Origin of the sequence: Scandinavium sp., assembly GCF_051650185.1 — a bacterium.
Taxonomy (GTDB): Bacteria; Pseudomonadota; Gammaproteobacteria; order Enterobacterales; family Enterobacteriaceae; genus Scandinavium.
Genome location: NZ_JBOFIN010000077.1, coordinates 82,720 through 102,308, shown reverse-complemented (window position 1 = coordinate 102,308; position 19,589 = coordinate 82,720). Strand labels below are relative to the sequence as shown.

14 protein-coding genes are annotated in these 19,589 nt (G+C 55.3%); 7 read left to right on the top strand and 7 right to left on the bottom strand.

Annotated elements, in window-relative coordinates; all coding sequences use genetic code 11:
* Positions 1-280: 280 nt before the first annotated feature.
* The gene (locus ACRCWW_RS10000; RefSeq protein ID WP_438682282.1) at positions 281-901 is read left to right on the top strand and encodes a DNA-binding protein; all 621 of its coding nucleotides are present in this window, start codon (positions 281-283) and stop codon (positions 899-901) included.
* On the opposite strand, the gene ACRCWW_RS09995 is transcribed toward ACRCWW_RS10000, so the two are convergent.
* On the bottom strand, positions 898-1,287 hold the full coding sequence (locus ACRCWW_RS09995; RefSeq protein WP_438682281.1) for a DUF1090 domain-containing protein: 390 nt from the start codon (positions 1,285-1,287) through the stop codon (positions 898-900). The genes ACRCWW_RS10000 and ACRCWW_RS09995 overlap by 4 nt on opposite strands.
* Before the next feature lie 187 nt (positions 1,288-1,474).
* On the opposite strand from ACRCWW_RS09995, the gene ACRCWW_RS09990 reads away from it, so the two are divergent.
* The gene (locus ACRCWW_RS09990; RefSeq protein WP_438682280.1) at positions 1,475-2,596 is read left to right on the top strand and encodes a ribosomal protein uL16 3-hydroxylase; all 1,122 of its coding nucleotides are present in this window, start codon (positions 1,475-1,477) and stop codon (positions 2,594-2,596) included.
* A gap of 145 nt (positions 2,597-2,741) precedes the next feature.
* Here ACRCWW_RS09990 and ACRCWW_RS09985 read toward each other — a convergent pair whose 3' ends face one another.
* Together ACRCWW_RS09985 and ACRCWW_RS09980 are read right to left on the bottom strand one after the other, a co-directional pair.
* Positions 2,742-4,133 (bottom strand): MFS transporter, encoded by a 1,392-nt coding sequence (locus tag ACRCWW_RS09985; protein WP_438682279.1) that lies wholly within the window; start codon positions 4,131-4,133, stop codon positions 2,742-2,744.
* A 57-nt stretch (positions 4,134-4,190) separates the two neighbouring features.
* Positions 4,191-5,279 (bottom strand): cellulase family glycosylhydrolase, encoded by a 1,089-nt coding sequence (locus ACRCWW_RS09980; RefSeq protein WP_438682278.1) that lies wholly within the window; start codon positions 5,277-5,279, stop codon positions 4,191-4,193.
* Between the two features lie 199 nt (positions 5,280-5,478).
* Here ACRCWW_RS09980 and ACRCWW_RS09975 point away from each other — a divergent pair, with 199 nt between their 5' ends.
* The 3 genes from ACRCWW_RS09975 to ACRCWW_RS09965 all read left to right on the top strand — a co-directional run bounded on the left by ACRCWW_RS09975 (position 5,479) and on the right by ACRCWW_RS09965 (position 9,246).
* On the top strand, positions 5,479-6,492 hold the full coding sequence (locus ACRCWW_RS09975; protein WP_438682277.1) for a LacI family DNA-binding transcriptional regulator: 1,014 nt from the start codon (positions 5,479-5,481) through the stop codon (positions 6,490-6,492).
* A 184-nt stretch (positions 6,493-6,676) separates the two neighbouring features.
* Entirely contained in the window at positions 6,677-7,693 is a 1,017-nt protein-coding gene (locus ACRCWW_RS09970) for an HlyD family secretion protein (protein ID WP_438682276.1), read from the top strand.
* An 11-nt stretch (positions 7,694-7,704) separates the two neighbouring features.
* The gene (locus tag ACRCWW_RS09965) at positions 7,705-9,246 is read left to right on the top strand and encodes a DHA2 family efflux MFS transporter permease subunit (protein ID WP_438682275.1); all 1,542 of its coding nucleotides are present in this window, start codon (positions 7,705-7,707) and stop codon (positions 9,244-9,246) included.
* 89 nt (positions 9,247-9,335) lie between these two features.
* Here ACRCWW_RS09965 and fumA read toward each other — a convergent pair whose 3' ends face one another.
* On the bottom strand, positions 9,336-10,985 hold the full coding sequence (fumA, locus tag ACRCWW_RS09960) for a class I fumarate hydratase FumA (protein WP_438682274.1): 1,650 nt from the start codon (positions 10,983-10,985) through the stop codon (positions 9,336-9,338).
* 129 nt (positions 10,986-11,114) lie between these two features.
* Complete coding sequence (locus ACRCWW_RS09955) at positions 11,115-12,626, bottom strand: anion permease (RefSeq protein WP_438682273.1); 1,512 nt, start codon at positions 12,624-12,626, stop codon at positions 11,115-11,117.
* A 636-nt stretch (positions 12,627-13,262) separates the two neighbouring features.
* Here ACRCWW_RS09955 and ACRCWW_RS09950 point away from each other — a divergent pair.
* Both ACRCWW_RS09950 and ACRCWW_RS09945 read left to right on the top strand, forming a co-directional pair.
* Positions 13,263-16,037, top strand: coding sequence for a flavocytochrome c (locus tag ACRCWW_RS09950; protein WP_438682272.1), 2,775 nt, complete (start codon positions 13,263-13,265; stop codon positions 16,035-16,037).
* Between the two features lie 210 nt (positions 16,038-16,247).
* Positions 16,248-17,213, top strand: coding sequence for an FAD:protein FMN transferase (locus ACRCWW_RS09945; protein ID WP_438682285.1), 966 nt, complete (start codon positions 16,248-16,250; stop codon positions 17,211-17,213).
* Here ACRCWW_RS09945 and dcuR read toward each other — a convergent pair.
* Both dcuR and ACRCWW_RS09935 read right to left on the bottom strand, forming a co-directional pair.
* Positions 17,194-17,913, bottom strand: a complete 720-nt coding sequence (gene dcuR / locus ACRCWW_RS09940; protein ID WP_438682271.1) for a two-component system response regulator DcuR — start codon at positions 17,911-17,913, stop codon at positions 17,194-17,196. The two genes, ACRCWW_RS09945 and dcuR, sit on opposite strands and share 20 nt — an antisense overlap.
* Positions 17,910-19,529 carry a sensor histidine kinase gene (locus tag ACRCWW_RS09935; protein ID WP_438682270.1) on the bottom strand — a complete coding sequence of 540 codons (1,620 nt, stop codon included), beginning with the start codon at positions 19,527-19,529 and terminating at the stop codon, positions 17,910-17,912. The genes dcuR and ACRCWW_RS09935 overlap by 4 nt, the downstream gene beginning before the upstream one ends.
* Positions 19,530-19,589: the final 60 nt, after the last annotated feature.

Below are 19,589 nucleotides of genomic sequence, written 5' to 3'. Positions count from 1 at the left end.
CGCCGCGTTACGGGGTCAGGAGGCAACAGGGGCTTGATGATGGTCCATGCTTCATCGGAAAGGTCGTAGCGAGCCATAGTTCAATGTGTTGAGAAAACAGCTGGTTACTATAGCTCAGGCAATTAAGGGACACAGCCTAATGAAAAAGGTCGAAAATGAATGCGATTTTCCTTGCCACATAGACCCTGTTTATTGAGCAATGCGCTTCAAAAAGGGTAAATTATGCGCGGGCAAATCAGCCGTTTTGGATGGCAGATCCAAAGGAGAAATGAGGGAACTCATGGGCAATCGCGTTGACTATCAAATTGAGAAATACGTGTTCACGGAATTGAACGAATCGCCGCGAATCGCTCGCCAGTGGGCTGAAGTGGTTGAGGAATGCCGTGAGGAAAAAGCAGGAAGCGAAGAGCGCCTGCGGATTGCCTTGCTCAACGTGGATTATGTCAGCAGCTTCGAATTGCCTTTTCGGCTGCTATTGATTCGCACGCCCCAGCTTATTGAACGCCTGCGTAATGAGCTGCAGCTCAATCAAAAAACGGTGCTGGTCAATGATAAAAAACGCTGTCAGGTCTACAGCCTGAAGGCGGATTTAAGCCAGGTGCCGGATGAGGTTCGCTACCGTTTTTCGAACCGTATCCGTCGCAATGAAGAGGGCGTGGAAGCGAACTTATTGCCGCAGATAGCAAAGCAGGTGAAAGATCCCAAACAGCGTTTGAAGCTGGCGCTGGAAACCGGGCTTACGGTCAATGCGCTTGATGGGCTTTTCTGGCTGGGCAGCCAGCGTATTGCCGCGGATGTTTCGACGCTGCGAACCTCAGGCATGAACATCACCACGTCAGAGGTTGAGGTTTATGACGACCTGACTGCGACCACCCGAACCATTTCGGCCTATCGACTTTAGCGAAGCAGCTCGGCTTTGGCTTCGCTCAGTTCGCTCAATGCCTCTTGCAATTTACGCTCGCGCTTTTCAATTTTATCGCTGCGCCCTGAAGCCTGTGCTTCTTTAAGTTCCTGCTGGCGCTCCGCCACTTTTTGCTCTTTATCCTGCACATTCTCTTCGCGCTGTGCCTGAAGTGAGGCATCAGTACAATTCGCCCGAACTTCCGACAGGGCTTTTTCAAGCCCGGCGATGCGTCCGCTGTTATTGTGCGCTTTCGCGTAATCGAGCTGCTGTTGAATATTCGCCTCTTTGGCGGCACAGCCTTTGAGCGGCGTCTGAGCCAGCGTGGCGAACGAAGCGGTGCTCAGCAGAACCAGCGCGAGGGTATTTTTTACGGTGAAAGTCATGGCTTCTCCCTGAGGACTTTTCCAAACAAAAATCCAGTGTAGCGGGGAGTTCTTAACGGTTTCTTAAATGCCGCACATTATGTACGGCAAAACTGTCATTTTTTCACCAACCCTTGACCCGCAGCAAAGTTGAAAAAGGGCAACTCTCGCATACTCCGCGCGTCTTTCCTTTTCCCGGTGCGAGTGTATGGCTTACCAACTGAATCTGAACTGGCCAGAATTTTTAGAGAAATACTGGCAGAAAAAACCTGTGGTCCTGAAGAACGCTTTTCCTGGCTTCGTTGATCCGATTACCCCAGATGAACTGGCCGGGCTTGCGATGGAGCCCGAAGTCGACAGCCGTCTGGTCAGCCATCAGGGCGGTAAGTGGCAGGCAAGCCATGGTCCCTTCGAAGATTTTGACGGGCTGGGGGAAACCGACTGGTCGCTGCTGGCGCAGGCGGTAAACCACTGGCACATGCCGGCGGCTGAGCTGGTGCGTCCTTTCCGCGTGTTGCCGGAATGGCGTCTGGACGATCTGATGATCTCCTACTCGGTGCCGGGTGGTGGCGTGGGTCCACATATCGATAACTACGATGTGTTCATTATCCAGGGCATGGGCCGCCGTCGCTGGCGCGTGGGCGATGCGCTGCCAATGCGTCAGTTCTGCCCGCATCCTGCGCTGCTGCATGTCGATCCTTTTGAGCCCATCATCGATGTCGAAATGTCGCCGGGCGATATCCTCTATATTCCACCAGGATTCCCGCACGACGGCTTCACCTATGAAGATACGCTGAACTATTCCGTGGGCTTCCGTGGCCCGAATGGCCGCGATTTAATCAGCAGCTTTGCCGATTACGCGCTGGAAAACGATCTGGGTGGCGCACACTACAGCGACCCGGATCTCACCGTCCGTGAGCACGCGGGCAGGGTAGAACAGTACGAACTGGACCGTCTGCGTGAGCAGATGATGGCGGTCATCAACCAGCCAGAAGATTTCAAACAGTGGTTTGGCCGTTTTGCCAGCACGCCACGCCACGAGCTGGACATCGCCCCGGCAGAGCCGCCGTATCAGCCAGAAGAAGTGCAGGAAGCGTTGCTTAGCGGCGAAACCCTGATGCGTCTGAGCGGCCTGCGCGTGCTGAACGTTGAGGGCTGTTTCTTTGTGAATGCCGAACGTCTGACGATTTCTGATCTCAAAGCGGCGGACGCGTTGTCCCGTTACACCGAATTAGGTCAACAAGAATTGGGCGATGCTGTGAATCAGGCAGAATTTATCGCCGAACTGACCGAAGTGATCAACCACGGCTACTGGTTCTTCGAAGAGTAATCCCATTGCCCGGCGGCGAGGTGAACAGTAAAAATCCTCTCTTGAGAGGATTTTTTTGTGTTTGCTCCCCTCGCCCTGTGGGAGAGGGGCCGGGGGGAGAGGGCATCAGACCGCACAGCCGTACGCCCCGCCATCCTCGCTGGAGTCAGTTCACCGAAACAGGCCGTCCTTCCGGCTGTTGCTTCTCATCCTCAGACACCGCATGACGCCGCAGCGCCAGCAGGCGGCAGATCTCCGCATGCTTCTCTTCGGTGAAGGTGAAGCGCGACATAAATCCAAGGCGAATCAATGAGCCGATCGCCGGAAGCAGGCAAATCCCAAAGAACAACCCGTTCAGCACTGCATCGCTCTGGCTTTGCGCCTGTGGCACATAGCCGATCACCGTCAGGAAAATGCCGATTAACCCGCCGCCTACCGCGACAGACATCTTGCCGGTAAAGGTTTGCCCGGAGAAGGTGATCGCCGCGCAGCGCTTGTTGGTGTGGTACTCCGCGTATTCGATGGTGTCTGCAATCATCGACGACGTAAGAATGTTGGTCATCATCACGAAAATGGTGCTCAGTCCCAGCAGCAGGAACAGTACTGCCGTGTGCTGATAACCGGCAAACCACATCACCACGCGCACCGCGACATCCAGTCCGCAAAGGATCATGAACAGTTTTCGTTTCTGCATTTTTCGCGTCAGCATCGGCGCGACCAGACACACCACGGCAGCCACGATGCCCATCAGGCCAATCACCATTTGCAGGCTGGCATCGCCCATGTTGTAGATAAAGAAATAGATATAGATGCCGTTGGCAACGTTATGGAACACACAGAAAAAGAACGACAGCAGAATGATAAACAGCGGCTTGTTCTGCCTTAAGTTACGGAAGGTGTCACGTATCGTGACTTTTTCCGGGCTTGGCGGCACGCGCTCTTTGATTTGCAGAAAACCATTCAGCATCAGCGGCAGGCCGACCAGCATCATCACTAACGCCGCCATAAAGTAGCCTTTGTCATTGCTGTACTGCGCAAAGAAAGCGGCCAGTTTCGGGAAGAAAATATTGGCGCAGGCAATCCCGGCATTCACGCCAAGCATCGCGGCAGTCACCGCCCGAGTACGTTGCCCGGAATCGTTGGTCATCACGGATGACATCGACCAGAACGGAATATCGGAAATGGCGTACAGCGTGCCCCATAAAATGTAGGTCACTCCGGCGTACAAAATTTTGGTGGTGGTGTCGGCCTCGATCTTATAGAACGACAGCAGCGTCACGCCGGTTATCAGCAGCGGCGCAATCAGCATAAAGTGGCGGAACTTGCCGAAGCGGCTGTTAATGGTGTCCATGAAGCTGGCGAACAGCGGATCGTGGATGGCATCCCAGGCGCGGGCGATAAGGAAAATGGTACTGGCGGCGAGGGCAGAAATACCCAGCACGTCAGTATAGAAATAGTTAATAAACGAACCCACTAAACCAAAGCTAAAACACTGACCTAAACCATAGCCAAAATAGGACCACAACTCGCGAGACGGTATTTTCATCGTATTTGCCATAGTGCGTACCTTTGCACCCGGCGGCAGGCCGCCGGGCTGCTGTCATCAATATTATTATTAACGGGAAGGATGCAGACCAATGCGGCTCAGTTTGCGCACCAGCGCCATTTCCGCTTGTGAGAAAGGAATGCCGTTTTCTTCAAATACGTCATGGAACCACAGGCGGCAATAGTCCGGTGAGTTAGTCATCACTACCGGCCACGGCAGCCAGGTCTGGGTCTTGCCGCGCACCAGCCCCCATTGATAAGGCGCCACATTGGCGGCGTGCATCAGCGGCAATTGTTCCTCAATGGTGCTGCCCACGTGGCGCGCCAGCCACTCTGTGCAGAACATCGGGCGGTCCAGCTGTTCCAACTGGTGAATGATGGCGACCATTCTCGCGGTGTTGGTGTAAGCGTGGAAGCTCACCACGTCAGACAGCGCCAGTGCGGTCTGATCCAGCGGGTGCTGATAGAATGTTTCGCCTTCCGCTTCATGCGGCAAGCGCCACGCACAGACAGTGAGTGGTTGCTCCGGGTTTTCATCGCGCACCCATTCGAATGCTTTACGCATCAGCTCGTGGGCGAACGCTTCCAGCTTTTCGTCGTACTGCACTTCCACGGTACCGGTGGCGAAAATGCCGCGGTTGCCCGGCTCGTTGTACAAATCCCACAGCAGCACGCGCTTGTCGCTGCGGAATTCACGCACGATGTCACGCACGTAACGTTCGATGTGCGGCCATTCATCACGATTGCACACTTTCGCACGCCCCGGACTCGCGGCGGCCTGGCTATTGTGTTTGCCCGGAACGGGCGCTTTTTGTGGGCCAAGATAGGGTTCATCGCCTGAAAAGCCGCAATCGTCCATCAGCGTCAGCATGGTGCGAAAACCGTGTTTATCCGCAATCTGCAAAAACTGATTGATGCGGGCAATCAGCCCGTCGCGGTCAACTTCCCAGACAATAAACGGCAGGTTGATGCGCAGGCTGTTGTAACCCGCTTCAGCGGCCCACCCAAGCTCGCGTTCGATGGTCGGGGCGTCGAAGGTTTCTTTCTGCCAGATATCTGTCCAGTTCACCGCCGTTGACGGCAGATAATTAAAACCGCACAGCCAACCCTGTTGCTGATACCAGGCCTGCGCCTGTTCCTTTGTCCACTGCTGTTTCATGATGACCTCTCTGCTGATAATATTTAGCTAATAAATATTAGTTGACGCATTCATGAGCAATTACGATGAGCGGAAAAAGCGACAATCCTCACAAAGTTGGCGACGCTGTGAGGAAGAAACGTGATCGGCAACGCACAGCGCTGCCACCGGGTGAAGATGATGAGTATGATGTGGCCATCAAAAACCGTGGGCAGGGATTATGAAGCGGAAAAATAAAGTCACCATGAACGATATCGCACGCGCAGCCGGGGTGTCCCAGGCGACGGTATCGTTAGTGCTTAATCAGTCTCGCAATATCAAACTCAGCGACGAAACGCGCCAGCGGGTGATTAATGTGGCAGGGGAGCTGGGCTACGATCGCCTGCCAGCCATTCATTCTCCGAGGAATCAGGAAGAGATCGCGCTGCTGATCAGTTCATTGCAAAGCTACGATCCCTTTATTGACGCCATCAGCCAGGCGCGTGATGCGGCCTGGCGCAGCGAAGTGTTGCTCACGGTGTACGATTACGGCGACGACAGCGAGCTGGCGCTGAACATCATTCGCCAGTTAGAAAAGCGCAACTGCGTGGGGATCATTCTGGCCTCGCCGGTGACCACGGTGGTGGAACTGAGCGCCTTTCAGGACTGCACCACGCTGCCGTTGGTGCTGCTCAACCAGCGCGATCCGGATTCTCCGCTGCTGCCGTCCTTTGAGCCGGATGATTACGCCAACGCCTTTCAGGTCACCCGACATCTGGTGAATCAGGGCGCAAAGCGCATCGCACACATTACGGGAGAGAGCTGGATGGAAGCCACGCGTCAGCGCCTGGCGGGCTATCAGGCGGCGCTCACCCAATCGGGCATTACGCCGCAGGATGCGTGGGTGCAGCAAACCAACTGGCAGTTCAACGAATCTTATCAGGCCACCGTGGCGTTGCTGGCCCAGGCCGAACGCCCGGATGCCATTTTCTGCGCCAGCGACTGGCTGGCTATTGGCTGCTACCAGGCAATTTCCGACCACGGATTACGCATCCCGGACGACGTGCTGGTGGTGGGTTATGACGACCAAAAAATCTCAGAGCAATTAACGCCGCCGCTTACCAGTATTCAACTGCCTTATGGCGAGCTGGGAAGACTGGCGGTGGAATATCTCTGTAACGCTGAAGATGCCGCGACGCATTTAACGCTCGCCGGGCGTTTGAAAATACGGCGCTCCAGCCAGCCAAATTTATAATTAAACCCCGAATAGCACAGCCTGCTTAGTTTACAATAAGCAGGCTAATTATATTTATCGCATCAATAAATCAGCGATATCTGCCCACTCCGCCCTGATGAAACCTGCCACCGCGCAGGGCGTCAGCGTCTGTTTTTGCCTCACCTTTCCGACTCTGGTATCGCGCAAATAAAGAGATTTGCACATGAAAATGAAAAAGCTGCGTTTTATTTTATTGCTTGTCATACCGACGCTGGGAATTGCTGCGGGTAGCTGGGTTTATTTTTCCGGCGGCCGTTATGTGGAAACAGATAACGCTTATGTTAAAGCGGATAAAACAACCATCGGCGCTGAAGTGTCTGGTCGGGTATTGCATGTGACGGTGAAAGAAAACCAGCATGTGAATAAAGGCGATTTGCTTTTTAGCGTCGATCCTAAACCGTATGAATTAGCGGTCGCGCAGGCAACGTCTGAACTGAATAATACCGTTATCGATCTGAATACCATTAAATCGCAATACCGCAGTAAGCTTGCGAATATCGAGGTATCAAAAAGCCAGCTGGCTTACGCGCAGCGTGAAGAAGGGCGCTTGCATCGCCTGACCGGGCCGGGCTACGTGTCTGCATCAGACCTCGACGGTGCGCACCAGAAAAGCCTGCTGATGTCGCTGGAAGTGAACATGCTGCAAAAACAATTACAGGAAGTGGCCGACAGCTTTGGCGGGGATATTTCGATGCCCGTTGAGCAGCATCCACGTTATAAAAAAGCGCTGGCGGAATTGAATACGGCAAAAAATAATCTCGCGCATGTGAACGAATATGCGCCTTCTTCCGGCACTATCACCAAAGTCTTGCAAACCGGGGAATATGTGCAGAGTGGCAGCACCGCGATGTTGCTGGTGGCTGACAGCCATTTGTATGTAGAAGCCAACTTCACGGAAAAAGATCTCACGCATATTCGCGACAATCAGCCAGCGGAAATCAGCGTCGACTATGCCCCGGGCGTGACCTGGCACGGCAAAGTCAGCAGCATCAGCCCGGCGACGGGGGCGGAGTACTCAGTGATCCCCGCTGAAAATGCCACAGGGAACTGGGTGAAAGTGACGCAGCGTGTGCCCGTCCGCATTCGTCTGCAAACGGATGCCAACCAGCCGCAGCTACGTGCCGGGCTGAGTGCCACCATCAAAATTGATACTCAGGCAAACGCCAACAACGCTTCCTGAGGAGGTGGTTTATGACTGAAGTCATCGCGGCTCCGCTGCCGCAGAAGCAAAGCGCTGACCGCCGCCTGTTGATCACCTTCTCGGTGATGCTGGCGACCATCATGCAGGCGCTGGATACCACCATCGCCAACGTCGCACTGCCGCATATGCAAGGGGCGATGGGCGCAACGCAGGACCAAACCTCGTGGGTGCTCACGTCCTATATTGTGGCGGCCGCCATTGCGATGCCGCTGACGGGTTTTGTGTCGGCTCGCATTGGGCGCAAGCGTCTCTTTGCCTGGTCGGTGGTAGGCTTTACCGTCGCGTCCATGCTCTGCGGGGCGGCGCAGTCGCTCGACCAGATTGTGATTTTCCGCCTGATGCAGGGTATTTTCGGCGCAAGCCTGGTACCGCTGTCGCAATCCGTGATGCTCGACGCGTGGCCGAAAGAGAAACACGGCTCAGCCATGGCGATGTGGGGCATGGGCGTCATGGTCGGGCCGATCCTCGGCCCATCGCTCGGCGGCTGGCTGACGGAGTATTACAGCTGGCGCTGGGTGTTCTATATCAACATCCCGTTTGGCGTGCTGGCGTGGCTTGGGATCACCTCGTTTGTCAGCGAAACCGCGCTCGACAGCAAACGCAAATTTGACCTGTTGGGCTTCTTCTTTTTGAGCGTAGCGATTGGCAGCCTGCAGTTGTTCCTCGATCGTGGGGAATCAAAAGAGTGGTTTGCCAGCGGCGAAATTATCATTGAAGCGGTGCTGGCCGGGGTGGCGCTGTATCTGTTTGTCGCGCATATCTTCACGGCGAAAAAGCCATTTATCGAGCCGGGTATTTTCCGCGATAAAAATTTTGTGGTAGGGCTCCTGTTCAGCTTCGGCATGGGGACGATATTGCTGGCGACGATGGCGTTAATGCCGCCGCTGTTGCAGGGGTTTATGCATTATCCGGTGATTGATGTTGGGTTGCTGATGACCCCACGCGGCTTCGGTACCATGCTCAGTATGATGATAGTCGGGCGCATAGCCGGGAAAGTTGATTTGCGTTATGTCATTGCGATTGGCGTAGTGATCATGGCGATTTCGCTGTGGCAGATGACCCATTTCACCATGTGGATGAGCCCGTGGGACATTATCAGCTCCGGCGTGGTGCAGGGCGTGGGGATGGGATTAACCTTCGTGCCGCTATCCACACTGACCTTTTCGACACTGGTGCCGCAGTACCGCACCGAAGGCGCATCGCTCTACTCGCTGATCCGTAATATCGGCAGCAGCATCGGGATTTCCGTGGTGACGACCTACCTCGCACAGCAAAGTCAGCGCAATCACAGCGTGTTCTCCGGCTTTATTAATCCGTTCAACAAGGCGCTTCAGCATATGATGCAGCACGGTGTGTACAACCTGCATCAAACCTCCGGCCTGATGGCGATCAACGGCGAAGTCTCACGGCAGGCAACGGTGCTGGCCTACTATCAGGATTTCCGCCTGATGATGTTTCTGTGCTTCATTCTGCTGCCGCTGGTGCTGCTGTTTTCGAAGCCGACGCGGGTGGAAGAGCCGATTCTGGAGTAAAAAAAGCCGGGTGTCGCTACGCTTACCCGGCCTACGATCGCCGCCGTTGTCGGCCGGGCAAGCAAGGCGCCGCCCGGCAGTGGGGAGGGTTACTTCTGGCTACAACCTGCGCACTGTTTATTCTGAATCTGCTGGAAGAAGTCGTTACCTTTGTCATCCACGAGGATAAACGCCGGGAAGTTTTCCACTTCAATTTTCCAGATAGCTTCCATGCCTAACTCCGGATAAGCCACGCATTCAAGGCTCTTAATGCTTTGCTGTGCCAGAACCGCCGCCGGGCCACCGATGCTGCCCAAATAGAAACCGCCGTGTTTATGGCAGGCGTCAGTCACTTGCTGGCTGCGGTTGCCTTTTGCCAGCATCACCATGCTTGCGCCGTGGGATTGCAGAAGATCAACATAGGAGTCCATGCGCCCGGCGGTGGTTGGGCCGAGTGATCCTGATGCATAGCCTTCCGGCGTTTTCGCCGGGCCCGCGTAATAGATTGGGTGATCTTTCACGTACTGCGGCAGGGCTTCACCGTTATCGAGCAGCTCTTTCAGCTTCGCGTGCGCAATATCGCGCGCCACGATGATGGTGCCGTTCAGCATCACGCGAGTCGAAACCGGGTGCGCGGAAAGCTGAGCCTGAATGGCTTCCATCGGCTGATTCAGATTGATGCTGACCACCTCGCCTTCACCCTGCTGACGCAAAGCTTGCGGAATGTACTGGCCAGGGTTGGATTCCAGTTTTTCGATCCAGATCCCGTCACGGTTGATTTTCGCTTTGATGTTGCGGTCTGCCGAGCAGGACACGCCCATGCCGATAGGGCAGGATGCACCGTGGCGTGGCAGGCGGATCACGCGGATATCGTGGGCGAAGTATTTGCCGCCGAACTGTGCGCCGAGACCCAGATTTTGCGCTTCCTGCAACAGTTCCTGTTCCAGCTGTACGTCGCGGAAAGCCTGACCGTGTTCGTTGCCTTCGGTTGGCAGTTCATCGTAATAACGGGCTGAAGCCAGTTTCACCGTTTTCAGCGTGGCTTCTGCGGAAGTGCCGCCAATCACGAACGCAATGTGGTACGGCGGGCAGGCTGCCGTCCCGAGGGTACGCATTTTCTCGACCAGATAGTTTTTCAGCTTCGCCGGGGTGATCAGCGCTTTGGTTTCCTGATACAGGTAGGTTTTGTTGGCCGAACCGCCGCCTTTTGCCATGCACAGGAATTTGTATTCGTTGCCGTCCACGCTGTAGAGGTCGATTTGCGCCGGCAGATTGGTGCCGGTATTCACCTCTTTGTACATGTCCAGCGGCGCGTTTTGGGAATAGCGCAGATTGTCTTCGGTGTAGGTGTTGTACACGCCGCGCGCCAGGGCCGCTTCGTCGCCGCCTCCGGTCCACACGTTCTGCCCTTTTTTGCCCATGATGATGGCGGAGCCGGTGTCCTGACAGGTCGGCAGCACGCCTTTAGCCGCAATCTCAGAGTTGCGCAGGAATTGCAGGGCGACGTATTTGTCGTTATCGCTGGCTTGTGGGTCGAGCAGAATCGAGGCGACCTGTTTCTGGTGGGAAACTCGCAGCATAAAGGAAGCATCATGGAAGGCTTGTTGCGCCAGCAGCGTCAGCGCTTCAGGGGCGACTTTCAGCACTTCCTGACCGTCAAACTCCGCGACAGAAACGTGTTCGCGGCTCAGCAGGTAATACTCAGTGTCATCTTTGGCGAGCGGGAAAGGGGTCTGAAAGACAAACGGTTTATTCGACATACTCAACTCCAGAATCGTTATTTTTGCCTGATGGCGCTTCGCTTATCAGGCCTACGACACGCCCGGCTTGTAGGCCCGGTAAGCGCCAGCGCCACCGGGCAATCAGTACCACCGGGCATTGTCGAGGTATCAGAAGATCATCGACATCCACGGATAACCAATCAGCAGCAGGGCGGCGAGGAAGATAGCCCCGAAGAGGGTGCCCAGACGCCAGTAGTCTTTGGTCGGCAGATAGCCGCTGCCGTAATAGATTGGGCTAGGGCCGGTGCCGTACGGGGTGATAATCCCCATCACGCCGAGCGAGGTCACCATCAGCAAACAGAACACTTCCATATTCATGCCCGGAATGGTGGAGGCGATGGTCAGCATCGCTGGCAGCAGCGCCGTGGTGTGCGCGGTGGTGCTGGCAAATAAGTAGTGCAGCAGGTAGAACGCCAGCAGCAGAACAATGGTCGCTGTGCCCGGAGAGATACCGCCCATCAGCGCGCCGCCCTCTTTACCCAGCCAGGCGATAAAGCCAGTCGAAGAAAGACCATCAGCCAGCGCAACCAGCGTCGCAAACCACACAAAGGTGTTCCATGCCGCTTTGTTGCTGGTGATGTCGTTCCAGTTCAGCACGCCAGTCCACAGCATCAGCCCGATAACCAACAGGGCCGCCATTGCCGGTTCGATAAAGTCGGCGGCGAAGATCCACATCATCAGCGCACAGCACACGAACACCAGCAGAAGGATCTCATTGCGCGACAGTTTGCCGAGTTTTTCCAGCTCGCGTGCGGCCCACAGCGGCACCTCGTTGTTCACTTTCACTTCCGGCGGATAGAACCAGTAAGCCAGCAGCGGCATCACCAGAATCAGGATCACGCCGAGCGGCAGGAACGCCAGGAACCACATCCCCCAGGAAATATTCAGACCCACAATGCTTTTCACCAGCGCCAGCGCCAGCAGGTTAGGGGCCAGCGCAGACAGGAACATCGAGCTGGTGATACAGGCCGCGGTAATCGCCACCCACATCAGATAAGAGCCGATTTTACGCGCGCTTGGGTCATTCGGTTTTGAGCCGTACAGCGGCGGCAGGTTAGCGATGATCGGGTAGATAGTCCCGCCGCTACGCGCGGTGTTAGACGGGGTGAACGGGGCCAACAGCAGGTCGGCGAAGGTGATGGCATAACCCAGCGTCAGGCTGCGGCGACCGAGGTATTTCACCAGGATCAGCGCCAGACGGCGGCCAAACTGCGTTTTGTCGTAACCGGCGGCAAACATAAAGGCGCCGAAAATCAGCCAAACGGTGGAGTTACCAAACCCACTGACTGCCCATTTAAAGGAGGCGGTGGCCAGTTTAAATTTCGGCTCCAGCATTTGTTCCGGGCTGAACAACAGCCACTGGCTACACAGCGCGATAACGACCACGCCGGTTAAACCGATTACGGCACCCGGAAGCGGTTCAAAGATAAGGCCAACAATCACGCCGACGAAGATAGCGAAGTAGTGCCAGGCGTACGGAGGAAGCCCGTCCGGAACCGGAACGAACAGCAAAAGTACCGCGACGATGACGGGCAGAGCCATCATCAGCAGACGGTTCTTATTACCGGTTTTTGCGCTTGCTGAAGGAGCGGGCGCGGGGGTTGCAGTTTTGTCTTTCATAGTGAGACTCGACAAGTAGTTAAGAATTCGGTGGTGGCCCGAAAATAACGCGTTTGTTTTTTTAGTTTCGAAAGTTTCTTTAATTATAAATGACGCGGTTTACTTTTTCCGGATATCGCCATTTAACGCAATTGTGTCTGCGTTAAATAAAATATTTGGGTTATTTATATATTGCGCTTTCACTCTGCGTTGCAATTGATCGAGATCAAGAAATCGAAAATAGTCGCCGTTTTTTTTCATTATCGAATAACCCTATTGTGGCATGGGGTTATTTTCATAAATTCTCTATTATTGTTAACTTATTATTGAGATAAATTATCATTTGATTTTTTATTTATGGTTATCTTGTTGATTTGCATGTGTGTGGTATTGTGTTTTTGCCGTGACTTGACGTTAACAAACGTAACCGTATTGTTATCGGCGATGGCGAGGATGTGAATGCGCTATTTTAAAATGCTAATACCGTGGTGGTATCTCTGTTATATCAGGTATTAAATAGTTTTATAACTAACGTAATAACTTTAGTAATTAAAGAAAGCGTATATTAATAAGCATGAAATCGGACCACTAAATAAAACGCAGAAACTGTCCGTCACCGAATTCTTAAATTTCAATCTTAAAATCTGGAGTTCTATTATGACCAGTAACGAACGCATTCTGAGCCCTTTCACTTTACCGAATGGGACCGAGCTGAAAAACCGTTTGTTAATGGCTCCGATGACCACCTGCACAGGTTATTTCGACGGAACCGTCACCAGCGAGCTGGTGGAGTATTATCGGGTTCGTGCAGGCAGCATCGGCACCATCATTGTGGAATGCTGCTTTATTGACGATCTGGGCCTCGCGTTCCCGGGCGCCATTGGTATCGATAACGACGAGAAAATTGCCGGCCTGGCAAACATTGCCGCCGCGATCAAAGCCGAAGGCTCTAAGGCGATTTTGCAGATTTACCACGGCGGCCGCATGGTTGATCCGAAACTGATCGGCGGGCGTACTCCGGTTGGCCCAAGCGCTGTGGCTGCTCCGCGTGATGGCGCAGCCACCCCAGTTGCCCTGACCACGGAAGAAGTGGCAGGCATGGTAACCAAATTTGGTGACGGTGTGCGTCGTGCGATTCAGGCCGGTTTTGACGGGGTCGAAATCCATGGCGCGAACACCTATCTGATTCAACAATTCTACTCACCCAACTCTAACCAGCGTGACGACGAGTGGGGCGGCAGCCGCGACAACCGCGCGAAATTCCCTCTGGCGGTGCTGGATATCACTCACAAAATGGTCCGCCAGTACGCTGACGACAGCTTCATTATCGGCTATCGCTTCTCGCCGGAAGAGATGGAAGTCCCGGGCATCCGTTTTGACGACACGATGTATCTGCTGGAAAAACTGGCGGCGCGTGGCCTCGATTATCTGCACTTCTCGCTGGGGGCCAGCCTGCGTCCTTCCATCGTGGACACACAGGACCCGACTCCACTGATTGAAAAGTTCTGCTCGCTACGCTCTGACGCGCTGGCGCAAATTCCGGTGATGGGCGTGGGCGGCGTGGTGAACGCCAAAGATGCCGAAGAAGGCATCGATCATGGCTATGATCTGATTGCTGTCGGGCGCGCCACCATCGCTTATCCGGACTGGACTGACCGCATTGCTAACGGCGAAGAACTGGAGCTGTTCATCGACAGCACACAGCGTGAAGCCCTGAACATCCCTGAGCCTCTGTGGCGCTTCTCGCTGGTGGAAGCGATGATCCGCGACATGAGCATGGGTGACGCGAAATTCAAACCGGGCGTGTTCTGCGAAACCGTGAACGACGACGCCAGTGAACTGGTGATTAACGTCAGCCTCGACAGCGACAGCATTGCCGATATCGAACTGGTGTCCGGCCCATCTCAGGTTGAGTTCATCACCAGCTTTGAAGAAATCAAAACCCGCATTCTGGATGCCAATACCCCGCACGTGGACGCTATCTCTGGCGCAACCAGTCAGAGTGAAGCGGTGAAAAAAGCCGTCTCCAAAGCGATGCTCAAATCCACCAAAGCCCGCGTAGCGGAAGAGGGTGGCGACGAACAGGCACCGAAAAACTACGACGTGGTGGTTGTGGGCAGCGGCGGGGCTGGTCTGGCGGCGGCGATTCAGGCGCACGACGAAGGGGCGAGAGTGCTGATCGTAGAGAAAATGCCAACCATCGGCGGCAACACCATTAAAGCCTCTGCGGGGATGAACGCCGCGGAAACTCGCTTCCAGCGCGTGAAAGGCATTCAGGACAGCAAAGAGCTGTTCTATGCCGAAACCCTGAAAGGCGGCGGCAACAAAAACAACCCTGAGCTGCTGCGTCGCTTTGTGGAAAATGCACCGGAAGCCATCGAATGGCTGGCTCGTCGCGGCATCATGCTGAACGACATCACCACCACCGGTGGCATGAGCATCGACCGTACTCACCGCCCGCGTGATGGATCGGCTGTCGGCGGCTACCTGATTAGCGGCCTGGTTCGTAACATCACCAAACGCGGCATTGACGTGATGCTGGACACTTCCGTCGACGACATTCTGTTTGTTGAGGGCGAAGTGAGCGGCGTGCGTCTGCTGAACGACGAAAACGAAACCCTCACCGTGCAGACAAAAAGCGTGGTGGTGGCAACCGGTGGCTTCAGCGCCAACAGCGCAATGGTGGTGAAATACCGTCCTGATCTCGAAGGGTTCGTGACCACCAACCATAAAGGCGCTACTGGCGGCGGTATCGCGCTGCTGGAACGCATCGGGGCGGGCACTGTCGACATGGGCGAAATTCAGATCCACCCAACCGTCGAGCAGAAAACCTCATACCTGATTTCTGAATCTATCCGCGGTGGCGGCGCGATTCTGGTTAATCAGCAGGGCAGCCGTTTCTACAACGAAATGTCGACCCGCGATAAAGTCTCTGCGGCGATTATCGCGCTGCCGGAACACTTCGCTTACATCGTGTTTGATGAACACGTGAGGGCGAAAAACAAAGCGGCCGACGAGTACATCGCCAAAGGCCTGGTGGTCAGCGCCAGCTCACCGCGTGAACTGGCGGCGAAACTGGGCATGGATGAGCATGCTTTCCTCGCCACGCTGGAACGCTACAATGGCTTTGTGGAGAAACAGCACGACGACGATTTTGGCCGTACCACCGCGCTGCGTGCGCCCATCAACGAAGGCCCGTTCCACGCCATTCAGATTGCCCCAGGCGTACACCACACCATGGGCGGCGTGACCATCAACACCCAAACGGAAGTGTTGAACGCTGAGCATCAGGTTATCCCGGGTGCGTACGCGGCGGGCGAAGTGGTCGGCGGTATCCACGGTGGTAACCGTATCGGCGGGAACGCGGTAGCGGATATCATTATCTTTGGTACGCTGGCGGGCCATCAGGCGGCCGTTCGCGCCCGGGGTTAAGTCAGGCGCGTGCCCCTCTCCCTAACCCTCTCCCAAAGGGAGAGGGAATTGCCGGTTCTCTCCCTCTCTCTGGGGAGATGGCTGGGGAGAGTGAAGCACCCTTTCTCCCTCTCCCTTTGGGAGAGGGCAGGGGAGAGGGGGAACAAATCGACGCTATTGCCAAACGACTTTTGAACAATAAGAGCAGTAACCATGATGAGGGCAACCGCGATGCCAACAGATGAATCGGTTTACAGCTACTCCGCCGTCCTGATGGGCTCGCCCATTCTTCTTAAACTCTTCAGCGATAACCCGACGCTGGCTTCCCGCGTGTTTGGCCTGATTAAACAGTATGAAGACCTGTTCACCGTTAACCGGGCTGAATCGCAGGTGATGGATATCAACCACGCTGCGGGCGTTCGCCCGGTCGTCGTGAGCCGGGCTGTCTACCAGCTTATCAAGTGCGCGAAAGCCGCGAGCATTCTGCCGGGCAGCGCGTTCAATCTGGCTATCGGCCCGTTGGTGAAACGCTGGCGAATTGGTTTTAAAGGCGACAGCGTGCCGCCTGAAGAGGAGATTGCTTCGCTGCTGGCGATAACACAACCGCAGGATGTCATCCTCGACGACGCTCAACTCAGCGTGTTTCTGACCCATAAAGGGATGGAAATCGATCTTGGCGCGATAGCCAAAGGCTACATTGCCGACCGGGTTCGTGATTTGCTGCGTCGGGAAGGCGTCACCGAAGGGCTGATTAATCTTGGCGGTAACGTCCAGACGCTGGGTTCGCCCCAGGGGCACTGGAGCATCGGGCTGAAAAAACCGTTTTCTGCTGCTGATGCGTTAGTTGGCGCGATGGAAGTGAGCAATAAATCCGTCGTCACGTCTGGTACTTATGAGCGCTATTTCGAACAGGACGGCCGCCGCTATCATCACATCCTGAGTCCGCAAACCGGCTATCCGCTGGATAACGAACTGGACAGCGTGACCATCATCTCCACCGATTCGCTCGACGGCGATATCTGGACCACGCTGATTTACGGCGCGGGCATTGAGAAAGGCTGCCAGATGCTGAAAGGCAGGGACGACATCGAAGCGATTTTCGTTACGAAAGCGCGGGAAGTGGTGCTTTCTTCCCGGCGCCAGTTCCGTTTTACGCTGCTGGACGACAGCTACCGGCTTATTGACCGTACTGTTTGAGCAAGCCGTACTGCTCCGCCACCAGGCGATAGCGATACACCGGTCGCCCGGTGGCGCCGTAGTGAATGCTGGTGAAGAGAATGTTGATCTGCGCCAGCCAAATCAGGTATTTGCGACACGATACGCGGGAAATATTTACCGCCTGCGCCAGATCGTCTGTCGAAAACTCCTGCTCGGGGTGAGCGTCAATCCACTGGCAAATCGTGCGCAGCGTTTGCGGCGTTAATCCTTTGGGCAGCTTCTTGCTGTCGGCTACTTCCGGCGTGCCGCCGTGCAGCAATCTGTCGACGTCGGCCTGCTCATAATAAGCATGGCTGCCCATCAGGTTTTTCTTCTCACGCCACGCGCTCAGCGCCTCTTCAAAACGCGGGAACTGGAACGGTTTAATCAGATAATCCACCACGCCATAGTGAATGGAGGTCTGAATGGTGGCGGCATCGGCTGCCGAAGAGATCATGATGACGTCGATAGCGCGGCCAGAGGCGCGGATAACGGGCAGCAGATCCAGCCCATTGTCCTGCTGCATATAAACGTCGAGCAGCACCAGATCGATGGCAAGCGAAGTGTCGTTGATCATCATTGTGGCCTGGGCCAGCGTGGAAGCCGTGCCGCAGCAGGAGAAACCGGGCACCCGGGCGACGTACATCCGGTTCAGCTCGGTGACCATCGCGTCATCGTCAACAATCAATACATTTATCACGCACTCTTCCTTTCACTGTCCCACGGGAGATGAACAAAAAATTGGGTAAACACGCCGGGCTCGGATTCCACCGTCAGGGTGCCGCCCAGCTCGTCAAGTTGTTGGCTGGCGAGGAATAACCCGACGCCGCGGTTCTCGCCTTTGGTCGAGAAGCCTTTGGCAAAAATGGCCTCCAGATTGGCCTGTGGAATGCCCGGGCCGTCGTCGCTCACTTCGCCCATCAGCCAGCCATTCTGGTAATGCAGCAGCAGGCTCACTTCCCCTTCGGGCTGATCGCTCATGGCATCGAGCGCATTCTCAATCAGATTTCCCAGCACGGTCACCAGCACCGTGACCTGTTGTTCATTAGGATTATCCGGCACCAGGCTCTCTTCTGCCAGCGTCAGGCTGAAACCGCGCTCTTTGGCACGGCTGATTTTGCCGAGCAGGAAGCCCGCCACGACAGGGGATTTCACCTGGTGCTGAATGGCCCCAATGTCGGTCTGGTAAGTTTGTGCGGTTTGCAGCACGTACTTCTCAAGGCTGTCATAGCTTTTCATACTGAGCAGGCCGAGGATCACATGCAGCTTATTCATAAATTCATGCGACGTGGTACGCAGCGCATCCACGTAGTTCACCATGCCATCAAGACGCTGAAGCAGCTGGCTGACCTCGGTTTTATCGCGGAAAGTGCTGATGGCGCCAATCACGCGGCCCTGGCTGCGCACCGGCACGGTGTTGCTGAGCAGCAGCCGTCCGTTGCAGCCAAGCTCGCGGTCCTGAATCGCGTTGCCGCTGGCGAGCACTTCTTTCAGGCTGGCGACCAGCGCGGCTTGCCCCGGTTCGCCCTGCATCAGGCTCGAAGACGAAAGGAGTATCTGGCGTGCGGCGTGGTTGATCACCGTGACTCGCCCCTGGGCATCCACCGCCATAACGCCTTCTTTAAGCGATTGCAACATGGCCTGCCGCTGTTGATACAGGCTGGAGATCTCCGCTGGTTCTAACCCCAGCAGCACGCGTTTTAACACGCGCACCAGGCAGAGAATGCCAAAGGTGCCGACAATTACGCTGAAAAGGGCGCTCCACACCACGCTCCAGCGGCTGCGGCTCACCTGTTCATCCACTTTGCTCAGCGATATCCCGACCACCACCACGCCGATTTGCTGATGATTATCGTCATACACCGGCGTGAACACGCGCAGGGCTTCCGCCAGCACGCCATGGTTGATGGAGACGTTCTCTTTGCCTGCCAGCGCCGGATTCAGATCTTCGCCGATAAACGGTTTGCCGATGATGGCGTTATCCGGATGCGAGAAGCGAATGCCGTGCATGTCCGTCACCACCACAAACAGCAGGTCGTTGCGCTGCTTCACCGCCTGCGCCAGCGGCTCAATGATATTGTCCTGGGGCGACTGGCTCAGGCCACGCTTCGCTTCCGGTGAATCGGCAACCGTGCGGGCAATCGCCAGCGCGGTCTCTTTCACGCCGTCGCGGGTGGTGCTGCTAATCTGCCCAAGCCACAAGGCATAGACAAGGATAAGCACTGCACCCATCACGCAGCACACCATGATGGTGACTAACGTACTCAGTTTCATCGGGCGCTTAGCGGCGCTGCCGGGAAGAGGCGAATCGCTCATGTGAGGTCCAGGATAACCACAAAGTCATCATTATCGCCGTCAGGGTGGTTTTTTTAAAGG